This is a genomic window from Burkholderia sp. SR8 (genome assembly GCF_052851275.1).
The window spans coordinates 154,779-176,372 of record NZ_JAULUC010000003.1 but is presented as its reverse complement, the minus strand read 5'-3'; the positions used below and the strand labels follow the sequence as shown (position 1 = coordinate 176,372).

14 protein-coding genes are annotated in these 21,594 nt (G+C 68.2%); 7 read left to right on the top strand and 7 right to left on the bottom strand.

Translation table 11 applies throughout. The annotated features are described in order from the left end of the window. Positions 1–10 precede the first annotated feature (10 nt). Both Q3A80_RS04985 and Q3A80_RS04980 read left to right on the top strand, forming a co-directional pair. A complete protein-coding gene (locus tag Q3A80_RS04985; RefSeq protein ID WP_446327959.1) occupies positions 11–1,798 on the top strand; it encodes a chloride channel protein in 1,788 nt (595 codons plus the stop codon). Between the two features lie 518 nt (positions 1,799–2,316). Further along, positions 2,317–2,649, top strand: coding sequence for a hypothetical protein (locus Q3A80_RS04980; RefSeq protein ID WP_174904677.1), 333 nt, complete (start codon positions 2,317–2,319; stop codon positions 2,647–2,649). A gap of 122 nt (positions 2,650–2,771) precedes the next feature. Here Q3A80_RS04980 and ppnP read toward each other — a convergent pair whose 3' ends face one another. After that, positions 2,772–3,092, bottom strand: a complete 321-nt coding sequence (gene ppnP / locus Q3A80_RS04975) for a pyrimidine/purine nucleoside phosphorylase (RefSeq protein WP_446327958.1) — start codon at positions 3,090–3,092, stop codon at positions 2,772–2,774. Between the two features lie 192 nt (positions 3,093–3,284). Then, positions 3,285–4,187: a LysR substrate-binding domain-containing protein gene (locus Q3A80_RS04970; protein WP_446327957.1), complete on the bottom strand. Its 903-nt coding sequence runs from the start codon at positions 4,185–4,187 to the stop codon at positions 3,285–3,287. Between the two features lie 189 nt (positions 4,188–4,376). On the opposite strand from Q3A80_RS04970, the gene Q3A80_RS04965 reads away from it, so the two are divergent. The 3 genes from Q3A80_RS04965 (at position 4,377) to Q3A80_RS04955 (ending at position 7,694) form a co-directional block, all read left to right on the top strand. Next, positions 4,377–5,540: a M20 aminoacylase family protein gene (locus tag Q3A80_RS04965; protein WP_446327956.1), complete on the top strand. Its 1,164-nt coding sequence runs from the start codon at positions 4,377–4,379 to the stop codon at positions 5,538–5,540. Between the two features lie 43 nt (positions 5,541–5,583). After that, complete coding sequence (locus tag Q3A80_RS04960) at positions 5,584–6,909, top strand: MFS transporter (RefSeq protein WP_446327955.1); 1,326 nt, start codon at positions 5,584–5,586, stop codon at positions 6,907–6,909. Between the two features lie 242 nt (positions 6,910–7,151). Then, positions 7,152–7,694: a cysteine hydrolase family protein gene (locus Q3A80_RS04955; protein ID WP_446327954.1), complete on the top strand. Its 543-nt coding sequence runs from the start codon at positions 7,152–7,154 to the stop codon at positions 7,692–7,694. A gap of 97 nt (positions 7,695–7,791) precedes the next feature. Here the strand turns inward: Q3A80_RS04955 and Q3A80_RS04950 are convergent, their stop codons facing one another. The 5 genes from Q3A80_RS04950 to Q3A80_RS04930 form a co-directional block, all read right to left on the bottom strand. Further along, a complete protein-coding gene (locus Q3A80_RS04950; RefSeq protein ID WP_446327953.1) occupies positions 7,792–8,895 on the bottom strand; it encodes a porin in 1,104 nt (367 codons plus the stop codon). Between the two features lie 63 nt (positions 8,896–8,958). Further along, positions 8,959–9,378: a DoxX family protein gene (locus Q3A80_RS04945; RefSeq protein ID WP_446327952.1), complete on the bottom strand. Its 420-nt coding sequence runs from the start codon at positions 9,376–9,378 to the stop codon at positions 8,959–8,961. Between the two features lie 178 nt (positions 9,379–9,556). Further along, entirely contained in the window at positions 9,557–10,834 is a 1,278-nt protein-coding gene (locus Q3A80_RS04940; protein ID WP_446327951.1) for a c-type cytochrome, read from the bottom strand. Between the two features lie 2 nt (positions 10,835–10,836). Then, on the bottom strand, positions 10,837–12,456 hold the full coding sequence (locus Q3A80_RS04935) for a GMC family oxidoreductase (protein ID WP_446327950.1): 1,620 nt from the start codon (positions 12,454–12,456) through the stop codon (positions 10,837–10,839). Beyond that, positions 12,456–12,962: a sugar dehydrogenase complex small subunit gene (locus tag Q3A80_RS04930; RefSeq protein WP_446327949.1), complete on the bottom strand. Its 507-nt coding sequence runs from the start codon at positions 12,960–12,962 to the stop codon at positions 12,456–12,458. The genes Q3A80_RS04935 and Q3A80_RS04930 overlap by 1 nt, the downstream gene beginning before the upstream one ends. A gap of 304 nt (positions 12,963–13,266) precedes the next feature. Here Q3A80_RS04930 and Q3A80_RS04925 point away from each other — a divergent pair, with 304 nt between their 5' ends. Both Q3A80_RS04925 and pbpC read left to right on the top strand, forming a co-directional pair. Then, positions 13,267–19,305 (top strand): alpha-2-macroglobulin family protein, encoded by a 6,039-nt coding sequence (locus Q3A80_RS04925; RefSeq protein ID WP_446327948.1) that lies wholly within the window; start codon positions 13,267–13,269, stop codon positions 19,303–19,305. A 10-nt stretch (positions 19,306–19,315) separates the two neighbouring features. Beyond that, positions 19,316–21,577, top strand: coding sequence for a penicillin-binding protein 1C (gene pbpC / locus Q3A80_RS04920; protein WP_446327947.1), 2,262 nt, complete (start codon positions 19,316–19,318; stop codon positions 21,575–21,577). Positions 21,578–21,594 lie beyond the last annotated feature (17 nt).

Sequence of the window (21,594 nt, the reverse complement as noted above, 5' to 3'; positions counted from 1 at the left end):
CCTCACACCGATGAACGCACCACACAAACGCGATTTCTCGACCAACGAACGCCTGCCCAGGATCGCGTTGCTAGCGGCCGTGATCGGCCTGCTCAGCACGCTGGCGGCGTTCGTGCTGTTGAGCCTGATTCACCTGTTCACGAACCTGTTCTTCTTCCAGCAGTTTTCGTTCGCCGACCGCTCGCCCGCCAGCAACACGCTCGGCGCGTGGGTGATCGTCGTGCCGGTGATCGGCGGCCTGATCGTCGGGCTGATGGCGCGCTTCGGTTCGGAGAAGATCCGCGGTCACGGGATCCCCGAAGCGATCGAGGCGATCCTGTTCGGCAAGAGCCGGATGTCGCCGAAGGTCGCGATCCTCAAGCCGCTGTCGTCCGGCGTCGTGATCGGCAGCGGCGGCCCGTTCGGCGCCGAAGGCCCGATCATCATGACGGGCGGCGCGCTCGGCTCGCTGATCGCGCAGTGCGTGCACGTGACCGCCGCCGAGCGCAAGACGCTGCTCGTCGCCGGTGCGGCCGCCGGCATGACCGCCGTGTTCGGCACGCCGGTCGCCGCCGTGCTGCTCGCGGTCGAACTGCTGCTGTTCGAATGGCGCCCGCGCAGTTTCCTGCCGGTCGCGCTCGCATGCGCGGTGGCCGGGTTCGCACGCGCCGTGTTCTTCGGCGTCGAGCCGCTGTTCCCGCTGACGACCGCATCGCCGACGCCCGTCGCGCTGCTGTCGTGCATCGTCGCGGGCCTGCTGTCGGGCGCGCTCGCGTGCGGCCTGTCCGCTGCGCTGTACCGCATCGAGGACGGCTTCGCGAAGCTGCCGGTGCACTGGATGTGGTGGCCGGCGCTCGGCGCGATCGTGATCGGCGTCGGCGGCTGGCTCGAGCCGCGTGCGCTCGGCGTCGGCTATGACGTGATCGGCGACCTGCTGCACCAGCACATCGCGCTGAAGATCGCGCTGGCGCTGCTCGTCGTGAAGGCCGTGATGTGGGTGATCGCGCTCGGCTCCGGCACGTCGGGCGGTGTACTCGCCCCGCTGCTGATGCTCGGCGCGGGCCTCGGCACCGTGCTGTCGCCGGTGCTGCCCGGCGGCGACCCGGCACTGTGGCCGCTCGTCTGCATGGCCGCGACGCTCGGTGCAACGCTCGGCGCGCCGCTGACCGCGATCGTGTTCGCGTTCGGCCTCACGCACGACGCGAACGCGCTGCTGCCGCTGCTCGCCGCGACGCTCGTCGCGCACGGCTTCGCGACGATCGTGATGAAGCGCTCGATCATGACGGAAAAGATCGCGCGCCGCGGTTATCACATCTACCGCGAATACGGTGTCGATCCGCTCGAACGGCATGACGTCGCCGAAGTGATGACGTCCGCCGACGCGCTCGTCGCGATCGACGGCACCATGACGCTCGACGCGGTCGAGTCGCAATACTTCGGCGCGAAGCAGACGCACCGTGCGTATCCGGTCGTGCAGAACGGCCGCCTGCTCGGCCTCGTCGATCGCGCGACGCTCGACGCGCATCGCGTGCAGGCCGGCCCCGGCGCGACGCTTGCGAGCGCGTTTGCCGACCGCACGCCGGCCGTCGCGCAGGCACACGAAACGTGCCGCGTGGTCGCCTCGCGGCTCGCGATGCTCGGCCTCGAGCGCCTGCCGGTCGTCGACGATCCGCAATCGCTGCGCATCACCGGCATCGTGTCGCGCAGCGACCTGATCAAGCCCGCGCTGCAGCACTTCGACGACGAACAGAAGCGCGAGCGCTTCCGTCCGATCGTGCCGGCGAATCTGCGCGACCCCGGCGCCCGCAAGGCCGGCTGACCGTTTCAGCATGCATGGCGCGCATGCCGTGCACCGGCTCCCGCCGCATCGCCCTGCCTTCCGAAACGGCGCGCTCGCAGCGCGCCGTTTTGCATTGCGCCGCGTCCGGCGTTTAAACTTCGTTGACAATTCCTCCGACGAAAGTTTGTCATCATGGTGCTCATGCGACGGGGCCACCATTCAGCCATTCCATCTCGTCATCCAATAAAGAAGCGTCGCGGCGCGACCTGCAGACACATGCAGCACGCCGCGGCCGTCACTCCACCACACCCACGGGCAGCGCGCCGACCGTACGACGCATGACGTCGTAGTCGCGCCCCCCCCGCCTCGACGCGGGCGAGCGCGGCATGCCGCATCGCAGCAGAACGAACAGCATCCCGATCGTCGTTTGGCAAGCGCGTTAACAACTTGTTTCGGAATCGCCGGAACCGCATTTGTCGGATGCAATCACACAGAGACGCAGTTCCAGTTTTGCTGCGCATCCCACTCAATCAATCACGACTCGAGGGAGATAAAACGTGAACGTGAAATACTTACCGCTCATCGCATTGACCGTGGCAATTTCTGCTCACGCGGCCGATCCGGCCGTGCAGAACGTGGGGCAAAGCCAGAAATCCGCTCAGGACGTGTCGGCCTGCATCGCCAAGACCTGGGCCGACAAGTCGCAGCAGCAGGTGATCTCGCAGAACGTGCTCGCCAACGGCCTCGCGACCGACGTGTACGCACCGGGGCAGCAACCGCCGAACGGCGCGGCCGCGATGGTCCGCCCGTCGTGGAAGCCGGGCGCGAAGACGTGGGTCGGCGTGCGCGGCGATGCCGCTTCGGCCGGCGACATCAACGCCTGCCTGTAACGCGCGCGCCGGACGGCCTCGCGCCGTCCGCATGCGACAAGCCCCGCTTCGGCGGGGCTTGTCGTTTTCGGCGCGGCAATCGCCGCGGGCGCGGCGGCCGCGATCAGCGCCGATGTGCGTACTTACAGGTAGCTGCAGACGTAGTCGAGCGTCTCGAGCACTTCGATGTCGAAGCGGCTCTTGCCCGGCACGGAGAACGAGTCGCCGGCGCCGTAGGTCTGCCATTCGCTGCTGCCGTCGAGCTTCACGCGGCACTTGCCGGCCTGCACTTCCATCAATTCGGGGGCGTCCGTGCCGAAGTTGAGCGCGCACGGCAGGATCACGCCGAGCGTCTTGCGCGTGCCGTCCGGGAAGAGCACGGTATGCGACACGCACTTGCCGTCGAAATAGACGTTCGCGCGCTTGACGACCGATACGTTGTCGAATTGGGTTGCACTGGTCATGTGATGCCTCTGATTGCTGGATGCCGGATGGCGTGTTGTCGGAAGCCGGCCGGGGGCGGCAGGCCGGCCGCTATGATACCGGCTCGCGGCGGGCGCGCCGTAACTGCGTGCCATCGACGTGACTTGACGAAGGCACGCACAGCATTGTCAGGACGACTATTCGATTCGGCGCGTGTACCCGCGTGCACCGGCTCATCCTAGCCCCTTGCGCCGCGCCGAATCGCGCAGGCAGTCGAGCAACATCGCCGCGGCGGGCGTGAGCGGACTGTCGCGGCGCGTGATGACCTGCACGGATACGGCCGGCAGCCGCTCGCGGATCGGCAGCACCGCGAGCTTGTCACGCGCCCACTCGCCCTGCAGCAGTTGCTCGGGCATCGACGCGATCAGGTCGCAGCCGGTCATCAGGCTGTGGGCGAGCCCGAAGCTCGGGCATTCGACGACCCGCTGCGGCACCGGCAGCCCATACGCGACGAACGAATTGAACAGCACCTGGGTCGAGCTTTCCGGCGACGGATTCATCAGCCAGTCGGCCTCGACGAGATCGGCCAGCGACGTGGCCGACGCGAGCGGGTGCTCGTTGCGCGCGACGATCAGCGACCGGCTCGCATACAGTTCCGCGTGATCGAACTCGGCGGCCAGCAGCTCGGGCACGACGACGGCCACCGCGAAATCGAGCGAGCCGTCGTGCAGCCGCGGCAGCGCGACACGCGGAAACCCTTCGATCAGATTGACGCGTGCAACCGGAAAGCGCCGCCGGAACGCGCGGAACGCATCGGGCAGGATCGTCACCGCGGCGGCCGGCGTGATCGCGGCGGCGACCGAGCCCGTCATCGCGCCCTGCGCCTGTTCGATGTCGTCACGCGCGCGCTGCATCTCGGCGACGATCAGCCGCGCCCGCACCTGCAATTGCTGGCCGAACGCGGTGAGCTGCACGCCGCGTGCGGTGCGCACGACGAGCGACACGCCGAGCGCGATCTCCAGTTCCTTGACCGCTTTCGTCAGCGCCGCCGGCGACACGTTCAGACGCCGCGCAGCCGCGCGGATGCTCCCTTCTTCCGCGACGGTGACGAACGCTTTCAGCTGATGGTATTTCATGACGGCATGCGTGATTCGTGGAAACCCGACACCCGCCCCCGCGCAGCGGCTCAGGGTATTCCCGAGCGGCAACCGGTGGTGAGCACCAAAGCAATTTAGCAGCTTCTGGTACCCGACAGAAATTTATATGCTTGGCCGTCATATGCGCGTCAAACGCCCATCGGCCCCACCTGCCCCACAGGAGACACCATGCTGCAAGCCGTGAACCCCGTGATCCCCGGCATCGCCGCGATCGCCCCCGACCTGATCGAAGTACGCCGCCGCATCCACGCGCATCCCGAGCTCGCGTTCGAGGAAACGCTGACGAGCGATCTCGTCGCCGAGCTGCTCACCGGCTGGGGTTATGACGTACATCGCGGGATCGGCAAGACCGGTGTCGTCGGCGTGCTGCGCGAAGGGCAAGGCACGCGCACCGTCGGGTTGCGCGCCGACATGGACGCGCTGCCGCTCGCCGAAGCCACCGGCCTGCCGTATGCGAGCCGCCACGCGAACAAGATGCACGCATGCGGCCACGACGGTCACACGGCGATGCTGCTGTGCGCGGCGCGCCATCTCGCAGCCACGCGCCGGTTCTCCGGCACGCTGAACCTGATCTTCCAGCCGGCCGAGGAGAATTTCGGCGGCGCGAAGTCGATGATGGACGACGGCCTGTTCGACCGCTTTCCGTGCGACGCGATCTTCGCGATCCACAACATGCCGGGCCGCGCCGCCGGCGACATGGCGTTCCGCACCGGCGCCGCGATGGCATCGGCCGACCGCGTGACGATCACGCTGCGCGGCGTCGGCGGCCACGGCGCGATGCCGCACTTCGCGCGCGACCCGATGTCGGCCGCGGGCAGCATCATGGTCGCGCTGCAGACGATCGTCGCGCGCGAGGTGGACGCGCAGCACGCGGCGGTGATCACGGTCGGCAGCGTGCAGGCCGGCGAGACCTTCAACATCATTCCCGAAACCGTCGTGATGAAGCTGTCGGTGCGCGCGCTGCTCGCACGCCGCATCGCAGCGCTCGCGAAGGGCCAGGCGGAAAGCTTCGGCGTCGCGGCGGAAGTCGATTACGACTATGGCTACCCGGTGCTCGTGAACCATCCCGAGCCGACCGCGTTCGCGGCCGACATCGCGCGCCAGATGCTCGGCGACGAGCGTGTCGAAACCGACGCCGCGCCGCTGATGGGCAGCGAGGATTTCGCGTTCATGCTCGAAGCGCGCCCCGGCTGCTATGCGTTCATCGGCAACGGAATCGGCAGCAAGGGCGGCTGCATGGTGCACAACCCCGGCTACGACTTCAACGACGACATCCTCGCGATCGGCGCGAGCTACTGGGTCCGCGTTGCCGAAGCCTGGCTCGCGGCCTGACGGCCCTTCATCACGCAGTTCCGTGCCTTGGCAGGGGAACCCCATGGAAACGTCCGCCCTTTCGTTCGCCGGCTCGCCGGCCGATGCCCGCGCCGCGGCGAAGAAACGCCGCCTGATCGCGGCGGCCGCCGTCGGCAACGCGCTCGAGTTCTACGACTTCACGGTCTACAGCTTCTTCGCGATCCTGATCGGCAAGCTGTTCTTTCCGGTGCATTCGTCGTTCGGTCAGCTGATGCTCGCGGTCGCGAGCTTCGGCGTCGGCTTCGTCACGCGCCCGCTCGGCGGCCTCGTGATCGGCATGTACGCCGATCGTGCCGGCCGCAAGAAGGCGATGATCCTGACGCTGCTGCTGATGGCGCTCGGCACCGCGACGATCGCGGTCGCGCCGACCTTCGCACAGATCGGCATCGCCGCGCCGCTGCTGCTCGTGCTCGCGCGGCTGCTGCAGGGGTTCGCGTCGGGCGGCGAAGTCGGCGCGTCGACGACGCTGCTGCTCGAACAGGCGCCGCAGCACCGCCGCGGTTTCTACGCGTCGTTCCAGTTCTCGAGCCAGGGGCTCGCCGCGCTCGCGGGCGCGTTGACCGGCGTCGCGCTGACGTCGACGCTCGATGCCGCACAGCTCGAAAGCTGGGGCTGGCGCGTGCCGTTCATCATCGGCACGCTGTTCGTGCCGCTCGGCTACTGGCTGCGCCGTACCGTCGAGGAAGTGCCGGCCGCCACGCCCGCTGCCGCACACGCGTCCGTGGAACCGGTCGCATCGCTGCCGCTCGCCGACGTGCTGCGTCATCACGGCAAGGCCGTGTTCGCGGGCCTCGGCGTGACGATCGGCGGCACGTCGATCCACTACATCATCGTGTTCTACATGGCGATCTACGGCGTGCAGGTGCTGCATCTGCCGACCTGGCTGTCGATGACGGCCGGCTGCGTCGCCGGCGCGATCCTGATGCTGGTGACGCCGATCGGCGGCCATCTGTCCGACGTGTTCGGCCGCAACCGGATCGTCTGGTGGACGCGCATCGCGCTGATGGCCGCGATCTATCCGGCGTTCATCGCGCTGAACCGCTGGCCGGGCGCCACGTCGCTGCTGTCGATCATCGCCGCGCTGTCGATCGTGCACGCGATCAACATCGGTGCAACCGGTGCGATGCTCGGCGAGCTGTTCCCGCGTGCGGTGCGAGCGACCGGCGGTGCGCTGGTGTACAGCGTCGGCGTCGCGATCTTCGGCGGCTTCGCGCAGTTCTTCGTCACGTGGCTGATCGCGGCCACCGGGAATCCGAATGCGCCTGCGTGGTATGCGATCGGGTGTGGCGTGCTGACGCTGCTCGCGATTCGCTGCATGGACGAGAAGGCCGGGAAGGCGCTCGATTGAACGGCGCGTGATGCGTGAGTGCGCGACGGTCGTCATTGACGTCACGCACGCGCATCGGGCATGATCGTTCCATGCACCACGCCACGACCTTCCTTTCGACGACCACGCGCACGACCGCCTTCGGCGGGCCCGTGCGGCGAGTGCGCGCAAGATCGTAGCGTCACCGATTCCCACAGGCCCCGCCGGTTCCGGACGGGGTCTCGCCGTTTCTCCGTCTGCATCGGCCACTCAGGAGAAACGCAATGTCCGAAACCCCTTCCCCGAAACGTGCACTGCTCGTCATCGACATGCAGGTCGGGCTGTTCCATGGCTCCGATCGTCCGCATGATGGTGAACGCGTACTGGCGAATATCAACCGGCTGATCGATCGCGCGCATGAAGGCGGTGCCCCCGTGTTCGCCGTGCGTCACACCGGCCCGGCCGGCTCGCCGATCGCGCCCGATGCACCGCTCGCCGCGTTGCTGCCGGAGCTTGCGATCGATGCGACGCGCGACATCGTGTTCGACAAGACGCGGCCGAGTTGCTTCGCGGGCACGCGGCTCGCCGAATGGCTGGACGCGGCAGGGATCGGCGAGGTCGTCATTACCGGGATGAAGACGCAATACTGCATCGACACCGCGTGCCGTGCGGCCGCCGATCTTGGTTTTCGAGCGGTGCTCGTTGCCGACGCGCACACCTGCACGGACACGCCCGCGCTACCGGCCGAGCGGATCATCGCGCATCACAATGCGACGCTTGGCGGGCCGTTTGCGACGCTGACGACGACCGAGGCGTGCGTGTTCTGACCGGCAACGCATACGGTGCTCGACACGCATGCCGACCGTCAACGCAACAAGGCACGGGCTGCCCTCACCCGTGCCTTGCCTGCACTACGCTTCGCCCTCAGAACGTATGCATCATCCCCACATACGCGCCCGTCTGCGACTCGCCCGTCATCGGGCTCGTGCCCGACGTCGCGTCGCGCGGCGACGCGAACAGCGAGAAGTTCGAATTCCCGCCGTTGCGCACATACGCGACCGTCCCGTACAGGAACGTCCGCTTCGACAGGTTGTACGTCGTGCCGAGCACGTACATGATCGCGTGGCCGGACGGATCGTGCGACGCATCACCGCCGCCGTCGCCGACCTTCACGTAATACCCGCCGCCCGTCACGGCCCACTGCGGCGTGGCCGTGTAAGTCGCGCCGAGCCAGTAGTGATCCGCACGATCGGCGACGCCGGCCGGGCTGTCCGGCGCCTGGTAGTGCGTGTACGCGCCCTGGATCTTGAACTTCGACACCTTCACGTTCGCGCCGACGAAGTACTCGCGCGATGCTGTGAAGATGTTGCTGAACTTGCCGTTGTTGTCGCGCAGCTCGTCGTAGATGCCGCGCACGTCGAGCACCGGCGAGTGGTACGAGATCATGATCCCGTCCGAGCGGCCGAAATCGTCGGCCGCGCCGTAGTTGAACCCGCGCGACTGATTGCCGAACGCATACTGCGCCTGCACGTCGAAGCCGCCGATCACCGGGCTGTGATATTCGATGTTGTTGCTGCTCTGCTGCCAGTTGCGGCCGCGCACGAGCGACGCCGACGAAAACGCCTGCTGGACGAACGGATCGAATTCCCACACGCCGTCGCTGTCGATGAACAGGTTGCGGCCGGCCTGCAGCTGGCCCCACGTGTCGCTCTTCAGCCCGACATACGCGCGGCGCGACCACATGCGTCCGCCGCCCGTCGTGCCGTTCATCACCTGGAACGCGGTTTCCAGGTTGAAGACCGTCGACATCCCGCCGCCGAGATCCTCGAAACCCTTCAGCCCGAACATGCTGGTGCCCCAGTCGCCGCCTTCCGCGCTCCAGCGCGTCGAGCTGCCGTTCGGTGTCGCGATGTGGTTCAGGTATTCGACGCCGCCGTCGATACGGCCGTACAGCGTCACGCTGGTCTGTGCGAACGCGGCCGCCGGTGCGGTGGCCGCGATCAGCCATGCGAAGTGTTTGAGTCGCAAAATGATGCCCCCTCGAAGTCTCGACCGTCCGACCCGCGCCCTATGCACGGACCGGCGGTCCGTTCACCCGCGATCGACCGAAAAACGCCCGGGGCCCGCCGCGCACAGCGCGAGCAAGCCGCCCGAGATCGCGATGTTCTTGTAGAAATGAATCATGTTGTCCATCTGCTCGCCGCCCGTCATCGTCCAGTAGTGGTGGCCGATGAACGCGGTGCCGATCGTGTACAACGCAAGCAGCAGCGCGAGCGGCCGCGTCTGGAAGCCAACGAGCAGCGCGATGCCGACGATCAGCTCCATCACGACGGCGATCGCCGCCGAAATGATCGGCGCCGGCGCGCCCTCGCTTCCCATGAACGCGATCGTACCGGAGAAGTCGACGATCTTCTTCCAGCCGAACATCACGAACAGGATCACGAGCAGGATTCGGGACAACAGCAGCAGCACATCGCGCTGGGACGCGAGAAACGGTTGATTCGGTGTCATGGTGTGATCAACGAAAACGATGCGCGCAACCGCACGCACCGGATTGCCAACGAACCAGGACGGGCGGCCGCCAAAGCCGCCCACCCCGCCTTGCAACAACCGGCATCGGGGCCAACCGATGTGCTGTGCCTCCTCTCCTTGTCAGTGTTGCGCTGCCTGTGCCCGGTCGTGCCCGGCGTCAACGCGCCTTCGCGACGTCCTGCTCGGTCACCTTCGCGGCCGGGTTGCCGAACTGCCCCGTCACGTAGTTCGCCAGCGCGGCGATCTGCGCATCCGTCAGCTCGTTGCGGAACGCGGGCATCCCGACGTCCTCGCTGCCGGCCTTGCGCTCCACGCCGTTCAGGATCACCTGCACGAGGTTGGACGGATTCGACGCGCCCACCGTCGAGTTGTGGAACAGCGACGGGTAGTAGCCATCCGGCGTGCCCTTGCCCTGCATCTGGTGGCACGTTGCGCAGTTGCCGAGGTACAGCCGCGCCGGGTCGATGCCCGACGACGCGAGCGGCACGCCGCGCAGCTTCAGGCCGTCTTCCGCGGGCTTGCCCCACGACGAACGCGACTGCTTCGCATCGCCGTTGGCGACGGCAGGCACCGTGCGGATGTACGTCGCGATCGCGCCGATATCGGCGTCGGTCATCTTCGAGAAGCTGTGCTCGACCGCCTCGGCCATCGGGCCGGCCGCCTGCGCGACGCCCGGCACGCTGCCGGTGCGCAGGTACTGGACCAGCTGCTGCTGCGTCCACCCGCCGATCCCCGCGTTCGGGTCGGACGTGATGTTGTAGCCGTCCCAGCCTGCCAGCACCGAGCCCGACAGGAAGCTGCCGCCCGTTTCGTCGAGCGACTTCTCCTGCATCGCGATGCCGCGCGGCGTATGGCAGGTGCTGCAGTGCGCGAGGCCCTGCACCAGGTACGCGCCGCGATTCCACTCGGCGCTCTGCGCCGGCTTCGGCTGGTACGCGCCGTCCTTCAGGAACAGCCAGTTCCAGATCTTCAGCGGCCAGCGCATGCTCAGCAGCGCGGGGATCTCGTTCTTCGGCGGCGCCTGCTTCACCGGTTCGACACCGTGCATGAAGTACGCGTACAACGCCTGCACGTCGTCGTCGTTGATCTTCGCGTACGACACGTACGGCATCGCCGGATACAGGTTGTCGCCGTTCTTCGACACGCCGTGACGCAATGCGCGCTCGAAGTCCTCGTACGTCCACTTGCCGATGCCGGTGTCCGGGTCCGGCGTGATGTTGCTCGTATAGATCTTGCCGAGTTTCGGCACCGGCATCGGGAGGCCGCCCGCGAACGGCTTGCCGCCCTTCACGGTATGGCACGCCATGCAGTCGCCCGCGACCGCGAGATATTCGCCGCGCTTGATCTGCGCGGGATCGGCAGAATCGGCCGCGCGCACGAGGCCCGGCAGCGCAAAGCAGCCGGCGAGCAGGAAGGTCAGGGTAGATTTCCGCACGGTCAGACTTCCTTCTTCAGCGTGTCCGACATCCGCAGCGCCAGCGCCGCGATCGTCAGCGTCACGTTTACCGTACCGACGGTCGGCATCGTCGAGCTGCTCGAGATGAACAGGTTCGGATGGTCGAACGTGCGGCAGTCCTTGTCGACGACGGAGTCGCGTGCATCGGCGCCCATGATCGTCGACCCCGTGATGTGGTTGTTCGGCGCGAACTCGTCGTTGAACACGACGTCCGTACCGCCGAGCACCTTCGCGGCGGTCGCGTAGACCTCGCGCGTATGCACGGCGCCGCGCTTCACGTAGTCGTCGATCGCATACGTGATTTCCGGGCGCGGAATGCCGATCGCGTCGGTGGCCGTCTTGCTCGGCACGATGCGGTTCTCGGGTTGCGGCAGGATCTCGTGGAAGCAGTCGAACTGCACGTAGCGCGCGGAGCGGTCGCGGATCTGCGCGTCGAGCTCGTCCGGCTTCATCAGCTTGCCGGCCTTGAAGATCTTCTGCGTCTCCTGGTTGATGCGCGACATGTTCGACAGGTGGATCTTCTTCGCGGCTTCGGTCGCACGGAACGGGCCGTCGCGGAAGCCGATCAGCGACGTCATCTCCTGCGGGCCGCGGCCCGGCCACAGCTTCTCGCTCGCGTAGAACGACACGCCCGTGCCCGGATGGTCCATCAGGTTGCGCCCGACCATGTCGGAGCTGTTCGCGACGCCGTTCGGGAAATCGCGGTTCGCCGACATCAGCAGGATCTTCGGCGTCTCGATGCCGTTCGCGGCCACCACGAAGTACTTGCCTTCGACACGATGGTCGGCGCCCGTCTTGTCCTTGTAGATCGCGGCGACGATGCGCTTGTCCGGGCCCGTCTCGAGCTTGTAGACGACCGCGCTGTCGATCAGCTTCGCGCCGGCCTGCTCGGCCTTCTGCACGTGCACGATACCGTTGTACATCGCGCCGATCGGGCAGATCGGCATGCAATTGTTGTTCCCGCAACAGGTCGGCCGGCCGTCGTACGGACGGCTGTTGCGCGCGACCGGCTCGGTCACCACGTGGAACTTCGGGTCATAGCCGTTCAGCGCGCTCTTGATCGTCTGCTCGTTGAACGACAACGGCAGCGGCGGCATCGGGTACGGCTGCTTGCGCGGCGAGTACAGGTCTTCCTCGGGACCGGGGCCCCACACGCCGAGCTCTTCCTCGGCGCGCTGGTAGTAATACTCGAGGTCGTCGTACTGGATCGGCCAGTCGCGGCCGACGCCGTACACGGTCTTCATCTTGAAGTCGTTCGGGATGAAGCGCCACGCGGACGCGGCCCAGTGCCACGTCGTGCCGCCCACCGCGCGGATGTACTGCGAGTTGAACTTGTGCTCGCCCTTCAGGATCAGGTAGTCGTTCGGCGGGCCGTATTCCGGATGCGGCGCCCACGGGCTCGACGGGTACGGCGCCATGAAGTCCGTCTTGTCGGGCTGGTTGCGAAAGCGCTCGACGATGTCGCCGCGCGGCATGCGCGGGCCTGCCTCGAGCAGGATCACCGACTTGCCGGCCATCGCCAGTTGGTGCGCGACGATCGCGCCTGCGACACCGGACCCGACGACCACGACGTCGGCTTTTTGCGTATCGGTATCGGCCATCAGGCTTGCCTCTCGATCGGTTTTTCGGCCCAGAAGCCGGGTTTGTTGGGGCAATACGAAGGAATCACGAGCGTATCGGACACGACGCTGAACATTAATGCTTCTTCGTATGCAATCACGACGTTGTCGACGATGCCGAGATACCAGGCGCCGAGCGTCGACAGCGCGGCGGCTTCCTGATCGGGGGTCAACGAGCCGGACGCAAGCGCGCCGGCGAGTTGCGACAGCGCGTCGGCGGTCTTGAACGAGCCCTTCTGCAATGCCTGCAGGTAGCGTTCGCCGAGCACGCGGCTCAGCCCTTTCTTGCCTGTCAGTGCTTCGGAGAGCGTCATGAACGCATCGAGCGGCGCGGTGCCGGGGTTGTCGGCCAGGGCCCGCAACGCCAGCGAGCCGGTGAGGCCCGCCGCCGTCAGCGCCAGTGCGCCCTGCAGCCATTGACGCCGCGTGATGCCGGTTGCGGCTGCGTCGCTGTCGCGACGCGAGTGGGGGGTGTTGTCGTTGTGCATGTTTCCTTCTCTCGAACACCGGATTCGGGAAAACCACGCTTGATATTTCTCAAACTTCGCGCGGCCCTGAAATGTACGCGCACAAACTGAATCGGACAATGCCTTTATAGTCCATTAAATGTTCCGCAATCCGAGACAATCGACATTTCGCTGCATCTTTGTGTCGTCGACGCGACAATTCTGCATCGGGAAGGTATGTGTCGCAAGCCGGTGACACATTGCCTTCCGTCATCCGCCAGAAAGTCCGTCGGTTAGAATCGCGTGCTGCAATCAAACAGAAAGCTTCCCCCGAGGGCATCGAGCGATGAAGCCGCACGACAAACACAACAACCCGAATCGAAACGACCACACCACGCGGCTGCTCTGGCGCATCGGCACGATCGCCGCGCTCGGCACCGCCGCCGCACTGTCGCTGCACGCGGGCGCGGCGCGCACCGTCAGCGTGTCGCCGCAAGGCACCGTCACCGAAGTGCGGCAGAGCGTCGTCAAGTTCGACGAGCCGATGGTCGCGTTCGGGTCGGCGTCCGCGCCGAATCCCGCACGCATGACCTGCAACGATTCCGCTGCCGCACGCGGCCAGGGTCGCTGGCTCGACGACAAGACGTGGGTGTACGACTTCGAGAACGACCTGCCGCCGGGCGTGCGTTGCTCGGTCGCGCTCAACGACACGCTGCGCTCGGTGGCCGGCAATGCGGTCGGCGGCCCGCGCCGCTTCACGTTTCAGACCGGCGGCCCGTTCCCGGTAACGGTGCGTCCCGGCTCGCGCGAGATCGAGGAACGCCAGGTATTCGTGTTGAAGCTGAACGGCCCGGCCGAGCCGCGTTCGGCGCTCGCGAACATCTGGTGCGAGGCGGCCGGGATCGGCAACCGCATCCCCGTCACCGCCGCCGACGATGCGACGCGCCACGCACTGCTCGACCACTTCGGGCTGAAGAAGGACGCCGCGCGCGTGCTGACGCTGTCGTGCGCGCAGGCGCTGCCGGCGAGCACGAAGATGCAGCTCGTGTACGGCAAGGGCGTCGCGAGCCCGAGCGGCATCGCGAACGATACCGAACGGCGCTTCGACTTCACCGTGCGCGCGCCGTTCGCCGCGAGCTTCTCGTGCGAGCGCGAGAACGCGAAGGCACCCTGCACGCCGCTGCGCCCGCTGACGCTGTCGTTCAACGCGCCGATCTCGCGCAAGAACGCCGAAGCGATCAAGCTGCGCGGCCCTGACGGTTCGCTTTCGCCGAGCTTCGCGGCCGACGACCACAGCGACGAAGTGACGACCGTCACGTTCAAGCCGCCGCTGCCCGCGCAGACGAACCTGACGATCGAGCTGCCGTCCGGCCTGCGCGACGTGACCGACCGCTCGCTCGCGAACGCCGACCTGTTCCCGCTCGCGACGCGCACCGCGCCGATGCCGCCGCTTGCAAAATTTTCGTCGGGCACGTTCGGGATCGTCGAACGCTTCGCGCAACCCGATACGCCGGCGCTCGTGCCCGTCACGCTGCGCAACGTCGAAGCCGATCTTCATATCGCAGGCCTCAATGCGGGCGGTGCGCAATTCGCGAACCTGAAGGTCGAGAACGACACCGCGATCCGTCAATGGATGCGAACCGTCGACCGCTTCGACAACTGGTCGATGACGGCCGGCACGATCGACGAGCGCATTCCGGGGCTGCTGCAACGCAAGGGCCAGCGCCCCGTCTACGTGCCGCTCCAGGCCGGCGAGAAAATGCCCGCGCCGCAGGATCGCCGCATCGACGTGCGCTCGCTGTCGCTGCTGACCGGCGAACCGGGCGTGCAGGCGCTGACGCTGCCGAAGGCCGATCCGAAGGCGCTGCGTCCGTTCGAGGTCGTCGGCGTGCCGATCGACAAGCCCGGCTTCTACGTGCTCGAACTCGCGTCGCCCGCGCTCGGCCGCTCGCTGCTCGCGAAGCCGTCGAGCATGTACGTGCGCACCACCGTGCTCGTCACGAACCTCGGCGTGCACCTGAAACAGGGCCGCGAGAACAACCTCGTATGGGTCACGACGCTCGACAAGGGCAAGCCGGTGCCGAACGCGCAGATCCGCGTGTCGGATTGCAACGGCGACGAAATCGCGTCCGGCAAGACCGATGCGCAGGGGCTGCTGAGCATCGACGGGCCGTTCGAGCCGAAGCACGAATGCAACCAGTCGGAACGCTTCGACGACTACTTCGTGTCCGCGCGCGTCGACGATCCGAAGACGGGTCCCGACATGGCGTTCGTCAGTTCGAACTGGAATCGCGGGATCGAGTCGTGGCGCTTCAACGTGCCGACCGACACCGACAGCGCGCCGACCGTGCGCGCGCATACCGTGTTCGACCGCACGCTGCTGCGTGCCGGCGAAACCGTGTCGATGAAGCATTTCCTGCGCACCGAGACGCTGCAGAGCCTCGCGTTCCCCGCGCAATATCCGACACGCGTGACGATCCGCCATCTCGGCTCGGACCAGACCTACAAGCTGCCGCTCACGTGGGCGGCCGACCATAGCGCGGACACGCGGTTCACGCTGCCGCCGGCGGCGAGGCTCGGCGAATACAGCGTCGCGCTCGAAGGCGGCCCGGACGATGCGCCGACCGCCAGTTACTACAGCGGCAGCTTCCGCGTCGAGGCGTTCCGGCTGCCGGTGCTCAAGGGGACGATCAGCGCGCGCGACGCGCAGAAGAGCCCGCTCGTCGCGGTCAAGGAAGCGCCGCTCGCGGTGCAGATCGACTACGTGTCGGGCGGCGGCGCATCGAACCTGCCCGTGCAGGTGTCGGCGCTGATGAAGTGGGCGTCGCCGCCGTTCGCGGATCGCTTCGAGGGCTTCAGCTTCACGCCGTATCGTCCCGACCGCGGCGACGGCAACGCCGACGACGATGCGCAGGACGGCGACAACGCGTCGGCCGCGAACGACGATCCCGACGCGACCCGGCTGATCGCCGACAAGCTGCCGCTGACGCTCGACCGCAACGGCGCGGGTTCGGTCACGCTCAAGGGCCTGCCCGACGTCGACGCGCCGAAGCGCATCGCGCTCGAGGCGACGTTCGCGGACCCGAACGGCGAAGTGCAGACGATTCGCGGCGACACGATCTTGTGGCCGGCCGCGGTCGTCGCCGGCATCAAGGCCGGCCGCTGGGTATCGGTCGGCCAGCGCGTGCCGGTGCAGGCGCTCGCGCTCGACCTGCAGGGCAAGCCGCATGCATCGGTATCGATCGAGATCAAGGGCGTCGCGCACATCATGACGTCATCGCGCAAGCGGATGGTCGGCGGCTTCTACGCGTACGACAACAAGAGCGACACGCGCGACCTCGGCGTGCTGTGCTCGGGCAAGACCGACGACAAGGGCCGCATGGCCTGCGACGCGACGCTCGAACAGGCCGGCAACGTGGAGCTGATCGCAGTCGCGAAGGACGGGGACGGCCGCACGTCGAACGCGTCGACGTCGGTATGGGTCACGCGCGAGGACGAGCTGTGGTTCGGCGGCGACAACACCGACCGGATCGACGTGATCCCGGAGAAGACGTCCTATGAACCGGGCGAGACGGCCCGCTTCCAGGTGCGCATGCCGTTCCGCTACGCGACCGCGCTCGTCGCGGTCGAGCGCGGCGGCGTGATGGAAACGCACGTCGTGCAGCTGAACGGCAAGAACCCGACCGTCGATCTGAAGGTCGCCGAATCGTGGGGGCCGAACGTCTACGTGTCGGTGCTCGCGCTGCGCGGCCGCATCCGCGAAGTGCCGTGGTACTCGTTCTTCACGTGGGGCTGGAAGGCACCGGTCGAATGGGCGCGCGCGTTCTGGCGCGAGGGCCGCCACTACGAAGCGCCGACCGCGTTCGTCGACCTGTCGAAGCCGGCGTTCCGCTACGGGCTCGGCGAGATCAAGGTCGGCACCGGCGTGCATCGTCTCGGCGTGACCGTGACGACCGACGCGACGCGCTACACGGTGCGCAGCAAGGCGCAGGCGCACGTGAAGGTGACGCTGCCGAACGGCCAGCCCGCACCGGCCGGCACGCAGATCGCGGTCGCGGCCGTCGACGAGGCGCTGCTCGAACTGATGCCGAACAACAGCTGGGACCTGCTCGACGCGATGCTGCAGCGACGCGCGTACGGCGTCGAGACGGCCACCGCGCAGATGGAAATCGTCGGCCGCCGCCACTTCGGCCGCAAGGCCGTGCCGGCCGGCGGCGGCGGCGGCAGCGCACCGACGCGCGAGCTGTTCGACACGCTGCTGCTGTGGAACCCGCGCGTGACGCTCGACGCGAACGGCAGCGCAACCGTCGACGTGCCGCTGAACGACGCGCTCACGCGCTTCCGGATCGTCGCGATCGCGGCAGTCGGCGCCGACCGCTTCGGCACCGGCAGCACGTCGATCCGCAGCACGCAGGACTTGCAACTGATCTCCGGCCTGCCGCCGCTCGTGCGCGAAGGCGATGCGTTCCGCGCGCAGGTCACGCTGCGCAACACGACCGACCGCGCGATGCAGGTCGTCGTGACGCCGCGCGTGACGGGCCTCGACGTCGCGCCGCAAACCGTGTCGCTCGCGGCCAATGCGGCGGCCGAGGTCGCGTGGACGATCACCGTGCCCGAGCAGGCGCTCGACGCGGCCGGCGCGCTGAACTGGCGCATCGAGGCGGCCGAGCAAGGCGGCAAGCGCGCGTCCGACGCGCTCGCCGTCGCGCAGAAAGTCGTGCCCGCGCTGCCGGTGACCGTGCAGCAGGCGACGCTCGCGCAGGTCGACGGCACGCTGACGGTGCCCGTCGCGGTGCCGGCCGGCGCCGTCAACAACGCGCAAGGCGCGCCGCGCGGCGGTATCGCCGTGTCGCTGCAGTCGAAGCTCGCGGACGGCCTGCCCGGCGTGCGGCGCTGGTTCGAGCGCTATCCGTACCGTTGCCTCGAGCAGCAGACGTCGCGCGCGATCGGCCTGCACGACGCCGCGCAATGGCAGGCGCTGGTCGCGCGGATGCCCGTCTATCTCGACAGCGACGGGCTCGCGAACTACTTCCCGCCGTCGTCCGACGATGCGCACTACGGCAGCCCGACGCTGTCGTCGTATCTGCTCGCCGTATCCGATGAAGCGAGCCGCCTCGATCCGCGCTTCGCGCTGCCGGAAGACGTGCGCACGCAGCTCGAAGCCGGGCTCGCGCGCTTCATCGACGGCCGCATCGAGCGCAACGCGTGGGCGCCGCGCCAGGACCGCGACCTGCGCAAGCTCGCCGCGATCGAGGCGCTCTCGCGTTACGGCGCCGCGCAAGGCCGCATGCTCGGTTCGATCGAGATCGCGCCGAACCAGTGGCCGACGTCGGCGTTGATCGACTATCACGCGATCCTCACGCGCGTGAAGGACATCGCGCAACGCGACGAGAAACGCGCGCAGGTCGAGCAGATCCTGCGTGCGCGCCTTACGTATCAGGGCACGCAGCTCGTGTTCTCGACCGCACGCGACGACGACCTGTGGTGGCTGATGACGAGCAACGAGACCAACGCCGCGCGTCTCGCGCTCGAATTCGCAGGCGACCCGGCGTGGAAGGACGAGATGCCGCGCGTCGCGACCGGCCTGCTCGCGCTGCAACGCCAGGGCGCATGGCAGACGACGACGTCGAATGCGCTCGGCCAGCTCGCGATCGAGCGGTTCTCGCGCACCTACGAGAGCACGCCGGTCGCCGGCACGACGAAGGTCGCGCTCGGCGGCAACGAGCGCGCGATCTCGTGGTCGCAAGCCCCTGCAGCCGTACCCGCCGATACGCCGGCGTCGGCCACTGCCGCGACCCGCGCCGCCGCCGCGCGCAGCGTGCTGATGCCGTGGCCGCGTGCGGCGCAAGCGCCGGCCACGCTGTCCGTCACGCAGGACGGCACGGGCCGGCCGTGGGCGACCGTCGAAAGCCTCGCGGCCGTGCCGCTGCGCGCGCCGTTCGCGGCCGGCTACCGGATCGCGAAGACCGTCACGCCCGTGTCGCCCGCCGTCAACGGCGTGCTGACGCGCGGCGACGTCGTGCGCGTGCATCTCGACATCGATGCGCAGAGCGACATGACGTGGGTCGTCGTCAACGATCCGATCCCGTCCGGCGCGACGATCCTCGGCTCCGGGCTCGGGCGCGACTCCGAGGCGGCGACGCAGGGCGAGAAAACGCCGGACGGTGCATGGCCGGCGTTCATCGAACGCGACTTCGACGGCTACCGCGCGTATTACGACTATCTGCCGAAGGGCAAATTCTCGGTCGAATACACGGTGCGGCTGAACAACGTCGGCACGTTCGGGCTGCCGCCGACGCGCGTCGAGGCGCTGTACGCGCCGTCCGTGTACGGCCTGTGGCCGAACCCGCCGATGACCGTGAAGGCGGCCGACGCGGGCAAGTAACGAGACCGTGATGATCGATCGTGAATGGCCGCGGCCGGCGCGTTTCGCCGGCCGCATCTTCGTCGCCGTCGTGCTCGCCGCGCCGCTCGTCGCGCATGCGCTGCCCGGCTACGACGACGTGCGCCGCAACTGGCGCAGCTCCGACTGGGTGCTGCTCGCGCGCGACGGCACGCCGCTGCAGCGCACGCGGGTCGACCTCACGGAACGGCGCGGCGACTGGGTATCGCTCGCCGACGTGTCGCCCGCGTTCCGCGAGGCGATCGTCGTGTCCGAGGACAAGCGCTTCTACGAACACAGCGGCGTCGACTGGCGCGGAATCGCCGGTGCCGCGTGGGGCAACCTGTGGAACGAGCGCACGCGCGGCGCGTCGACCGTGACCATGCAGCTCGCCGGGCTGCTCAGCGACTCGCCGCGCCGCTCGGGCCAGCGATCGCTGCCGCAGAAGGCGACGCAGGCGATGAACGCACTGCTGCTCGAACGCGGCTGGCGCAAGGACCAGATCCTCGAGGCGTACCTGAATCTCGTGCCGTTCCGCGGCGAGACGGTCGGGCTCGCCGCGCTGTCGCAGGTGCTGTTCGGCAAGGCGCCGTCCGGGCTCGACGCGCGCGAGGCCGCGGTCGCTGCGGCGCTGGTGCGCGCGCCCAATGCCGCGCCGGCGAAGGTCGCCGAGCGTGCGTGCCGGATCCTGCGCGACATGCGTGCGGAGCAGGCATGCGCGTCGCTCGACGGCTACGTGCAGCTCGTGATCGCGCGCCCGGCCAACGCCGCGCGTAACGACATCGCGGCGGACGGCGCCGCCCTCGCCCCGCACTTCGCGCGCCGCATCGCGGCCGAGGTCCGGCCGGCGGCCGGCGCGCAGGTGCGCACGACGCTCGACGCGCGGCTGCAGCGCTTCGCGCGCGACACGCTGACGCGCGCGCTGACCGAGCTCGACGCGCCCGCGCACCGGCGCAACGTGCAGGACGGCGCGGTCGTCGTGATCGACAACGCGAGCGGCGAGATTCGCGCGTGGGTCGGTTCGTCGGGTGCGTTGTCGAGCGCGCGCGACGTCGACGCCGTGCTCGCGCCGCGCCAGGCCGGCTCGACGCTGAAGCCGTTCCTGTATGCGCAGGCGATCGACGAGAAGCGGCTGACGGCCGCGTCGCTGCTCGACGACGCGCCGATCAACCTCGCGGCCGGCGGCGGCCTCTACATTCCGCAGAACTACGACAGGGATTTCAAGGGCTGGGTGAGCGCGCGCAGCGCGCTCGGCGGCTCGCTGAACGTGCCGGCCGTGCGCACGCTCGTGCTCGTCACGCCGCATCGCTTCGCGCGCACGCTGACGTCGCTCGGGCTGCCGCTTGCGCAGGAAGGCGACTATTACGGGTTCAGCCTCGCGCTCGGCAGCGCCGACGTCACGCTGCTGTCGTTGACCAATGCGTATCGCGCGCTCGCGAACGGCGGCGTCGCGCGCAACGTCGTCGACCTGCCGGCGGCACCTCCCGCTGCCGGCGCATCGGCGTCGTCCGCAACGATGAAACGAGCGGATGCCGGCACGCGCGTGTTCAGCGAAGCGGCCAGCTTCGTCGTCACCGACATCCTGGCCGACAACAACGCACGCGTACGCACGTTCGGCTTCGACAACCCGCTCGCGACGCGCTTTTTTTCCGCGGTGAAGACCGGCACGAGCAAGGACATGCGCGACAACTGGACCGTCGGCTTCACGTCGCGCTACACGGTCGGCGTGTGGGTCGGCAATGCCGACGGTTCGCCGATGTGGGACGTGTCGGGCGTCACGGGCGCGTCGCCGGTGTGGTCGGCCGTCGTCGGCTATCTGCATCGCGACGTGCCGAGCCGCGCACCGCGCCCGCCGGCCGGCGTCGAGACGCGCCGGATCACGTTCGAGCGCGACGTCGAACCGTCACGCAACGAGTGGTTCGTCGCGGGCACCGCGCTCGACACGATCCGGCTCGCGGCGCCCGTCACGCCGGGCAAGGACGGCGCACGCGCGCCGCTGACGATCGGCGCGCCGACTGACGGCACGATCTTCGCGATCGATCCGGACATTCCGCCGAAGAACCAGCGGATCTGGTTCGAGCGATCGTCCGGGCACGCCGCGCGGTTTGCGTGGCGGCTCGACGACAAGGTGATCGGACATGCGGACCGCGTCGCGTGGATGCCGTGGCCGGGGCGGCACCGGCTGGAACTCGTCGACGCGCGCGGCAACGTCGCGGACTCGATCGGGTTCGAGGTGCGAGGCGCGTTTGCGAAGGCGGCTGGGGGCAAGCGCTGAACGCCTGGGCCCGGAGC

What these genes read in the sequence shown, in the direction of transcription:
- Q3A80_RS04985 (WP_446327959.1), top strand. Translation starts at nt 11, where the DNA reads ATGAACGCACCACACAAACGCGATTTCTCGACCAACGAACGCCTGCCC.
- ppnP (WP_446327958.1), bottom strand. Translation starts at nt 3,092, where the DNA reads ATGACCAGTGCAACCCAATTCGACAACGTATCGGTCGTCAAGCGCGCG.
- Q3A80_RS04970 (WP_446327957.1), bottom strand. Translation starts at nt 4,187, where the DNA reads ATGAAATACCATCAGCTGAAAGCGTTCGTCACCGTCGCGGAAGAAGGG.
- Q3A80_RS04965 (WP_446327956.1), top strand. Translation starts at nt 4,377, where the DNA reads ATGCTGCAAGCCGTGAACCCCGTGATCCCCGGCATCGCCGCGATCGCC.
- Q3A80_RS04960 (WP_446327955.1), top strand. Translation starts at nt 5,584, where the DNA reads ATGGAAACGTCCGCCCTTTCGTTCGCCGGCTCGCCGGCCGATGCCCGC.
- Q3A80_RS04955 (WP_446327954.1), top strand. Translation starts at nt 7,152, where the DNA reads ATGTCCGAAACCCCTTCCCCGAAACGTGCACTGCTCGTCATCGACATG.
- Q3A80_RS04945 (WP_446327952.1), bottom strand. Translation starts at nt 9,378, where the DNA reads ATGACACCGAATCAACCGTTTCTCGCGTCCCAGCGCGATGTGCTGCTG.
- Q3A80_RS04935 (WP_446327950.1), bottom strand. Translation starts at nt 12,456, where the DNA reads ATGGCCGATACCGATACGCAAAAAGCCGACGTCGTGGTCGTCGGGTCC.
- Q3A80_RS04930 (WP_446327949.1), bottom strand. Translation starts at nt 12,962, where the DNA reads ATGCACAACGACAACACCCCCCACTCGCGTCGCGACAGCGACGCAGCC.
- Q3A80_RS04925 (WP_446327948.1), top strand. Translation starts at nt 13,267, where the DNA reads ATGAAGCCGCACGACAAACACAACAACCCGAATCGAAACGACCACACC.
- pbpC (WP_446327947.1), top strand. Translation starts at nt 19,316, where the DNA reads ATGATCGATCGTGAATGGCCGCGGCCGGCGCGTTTCGCCGGCCGCATC.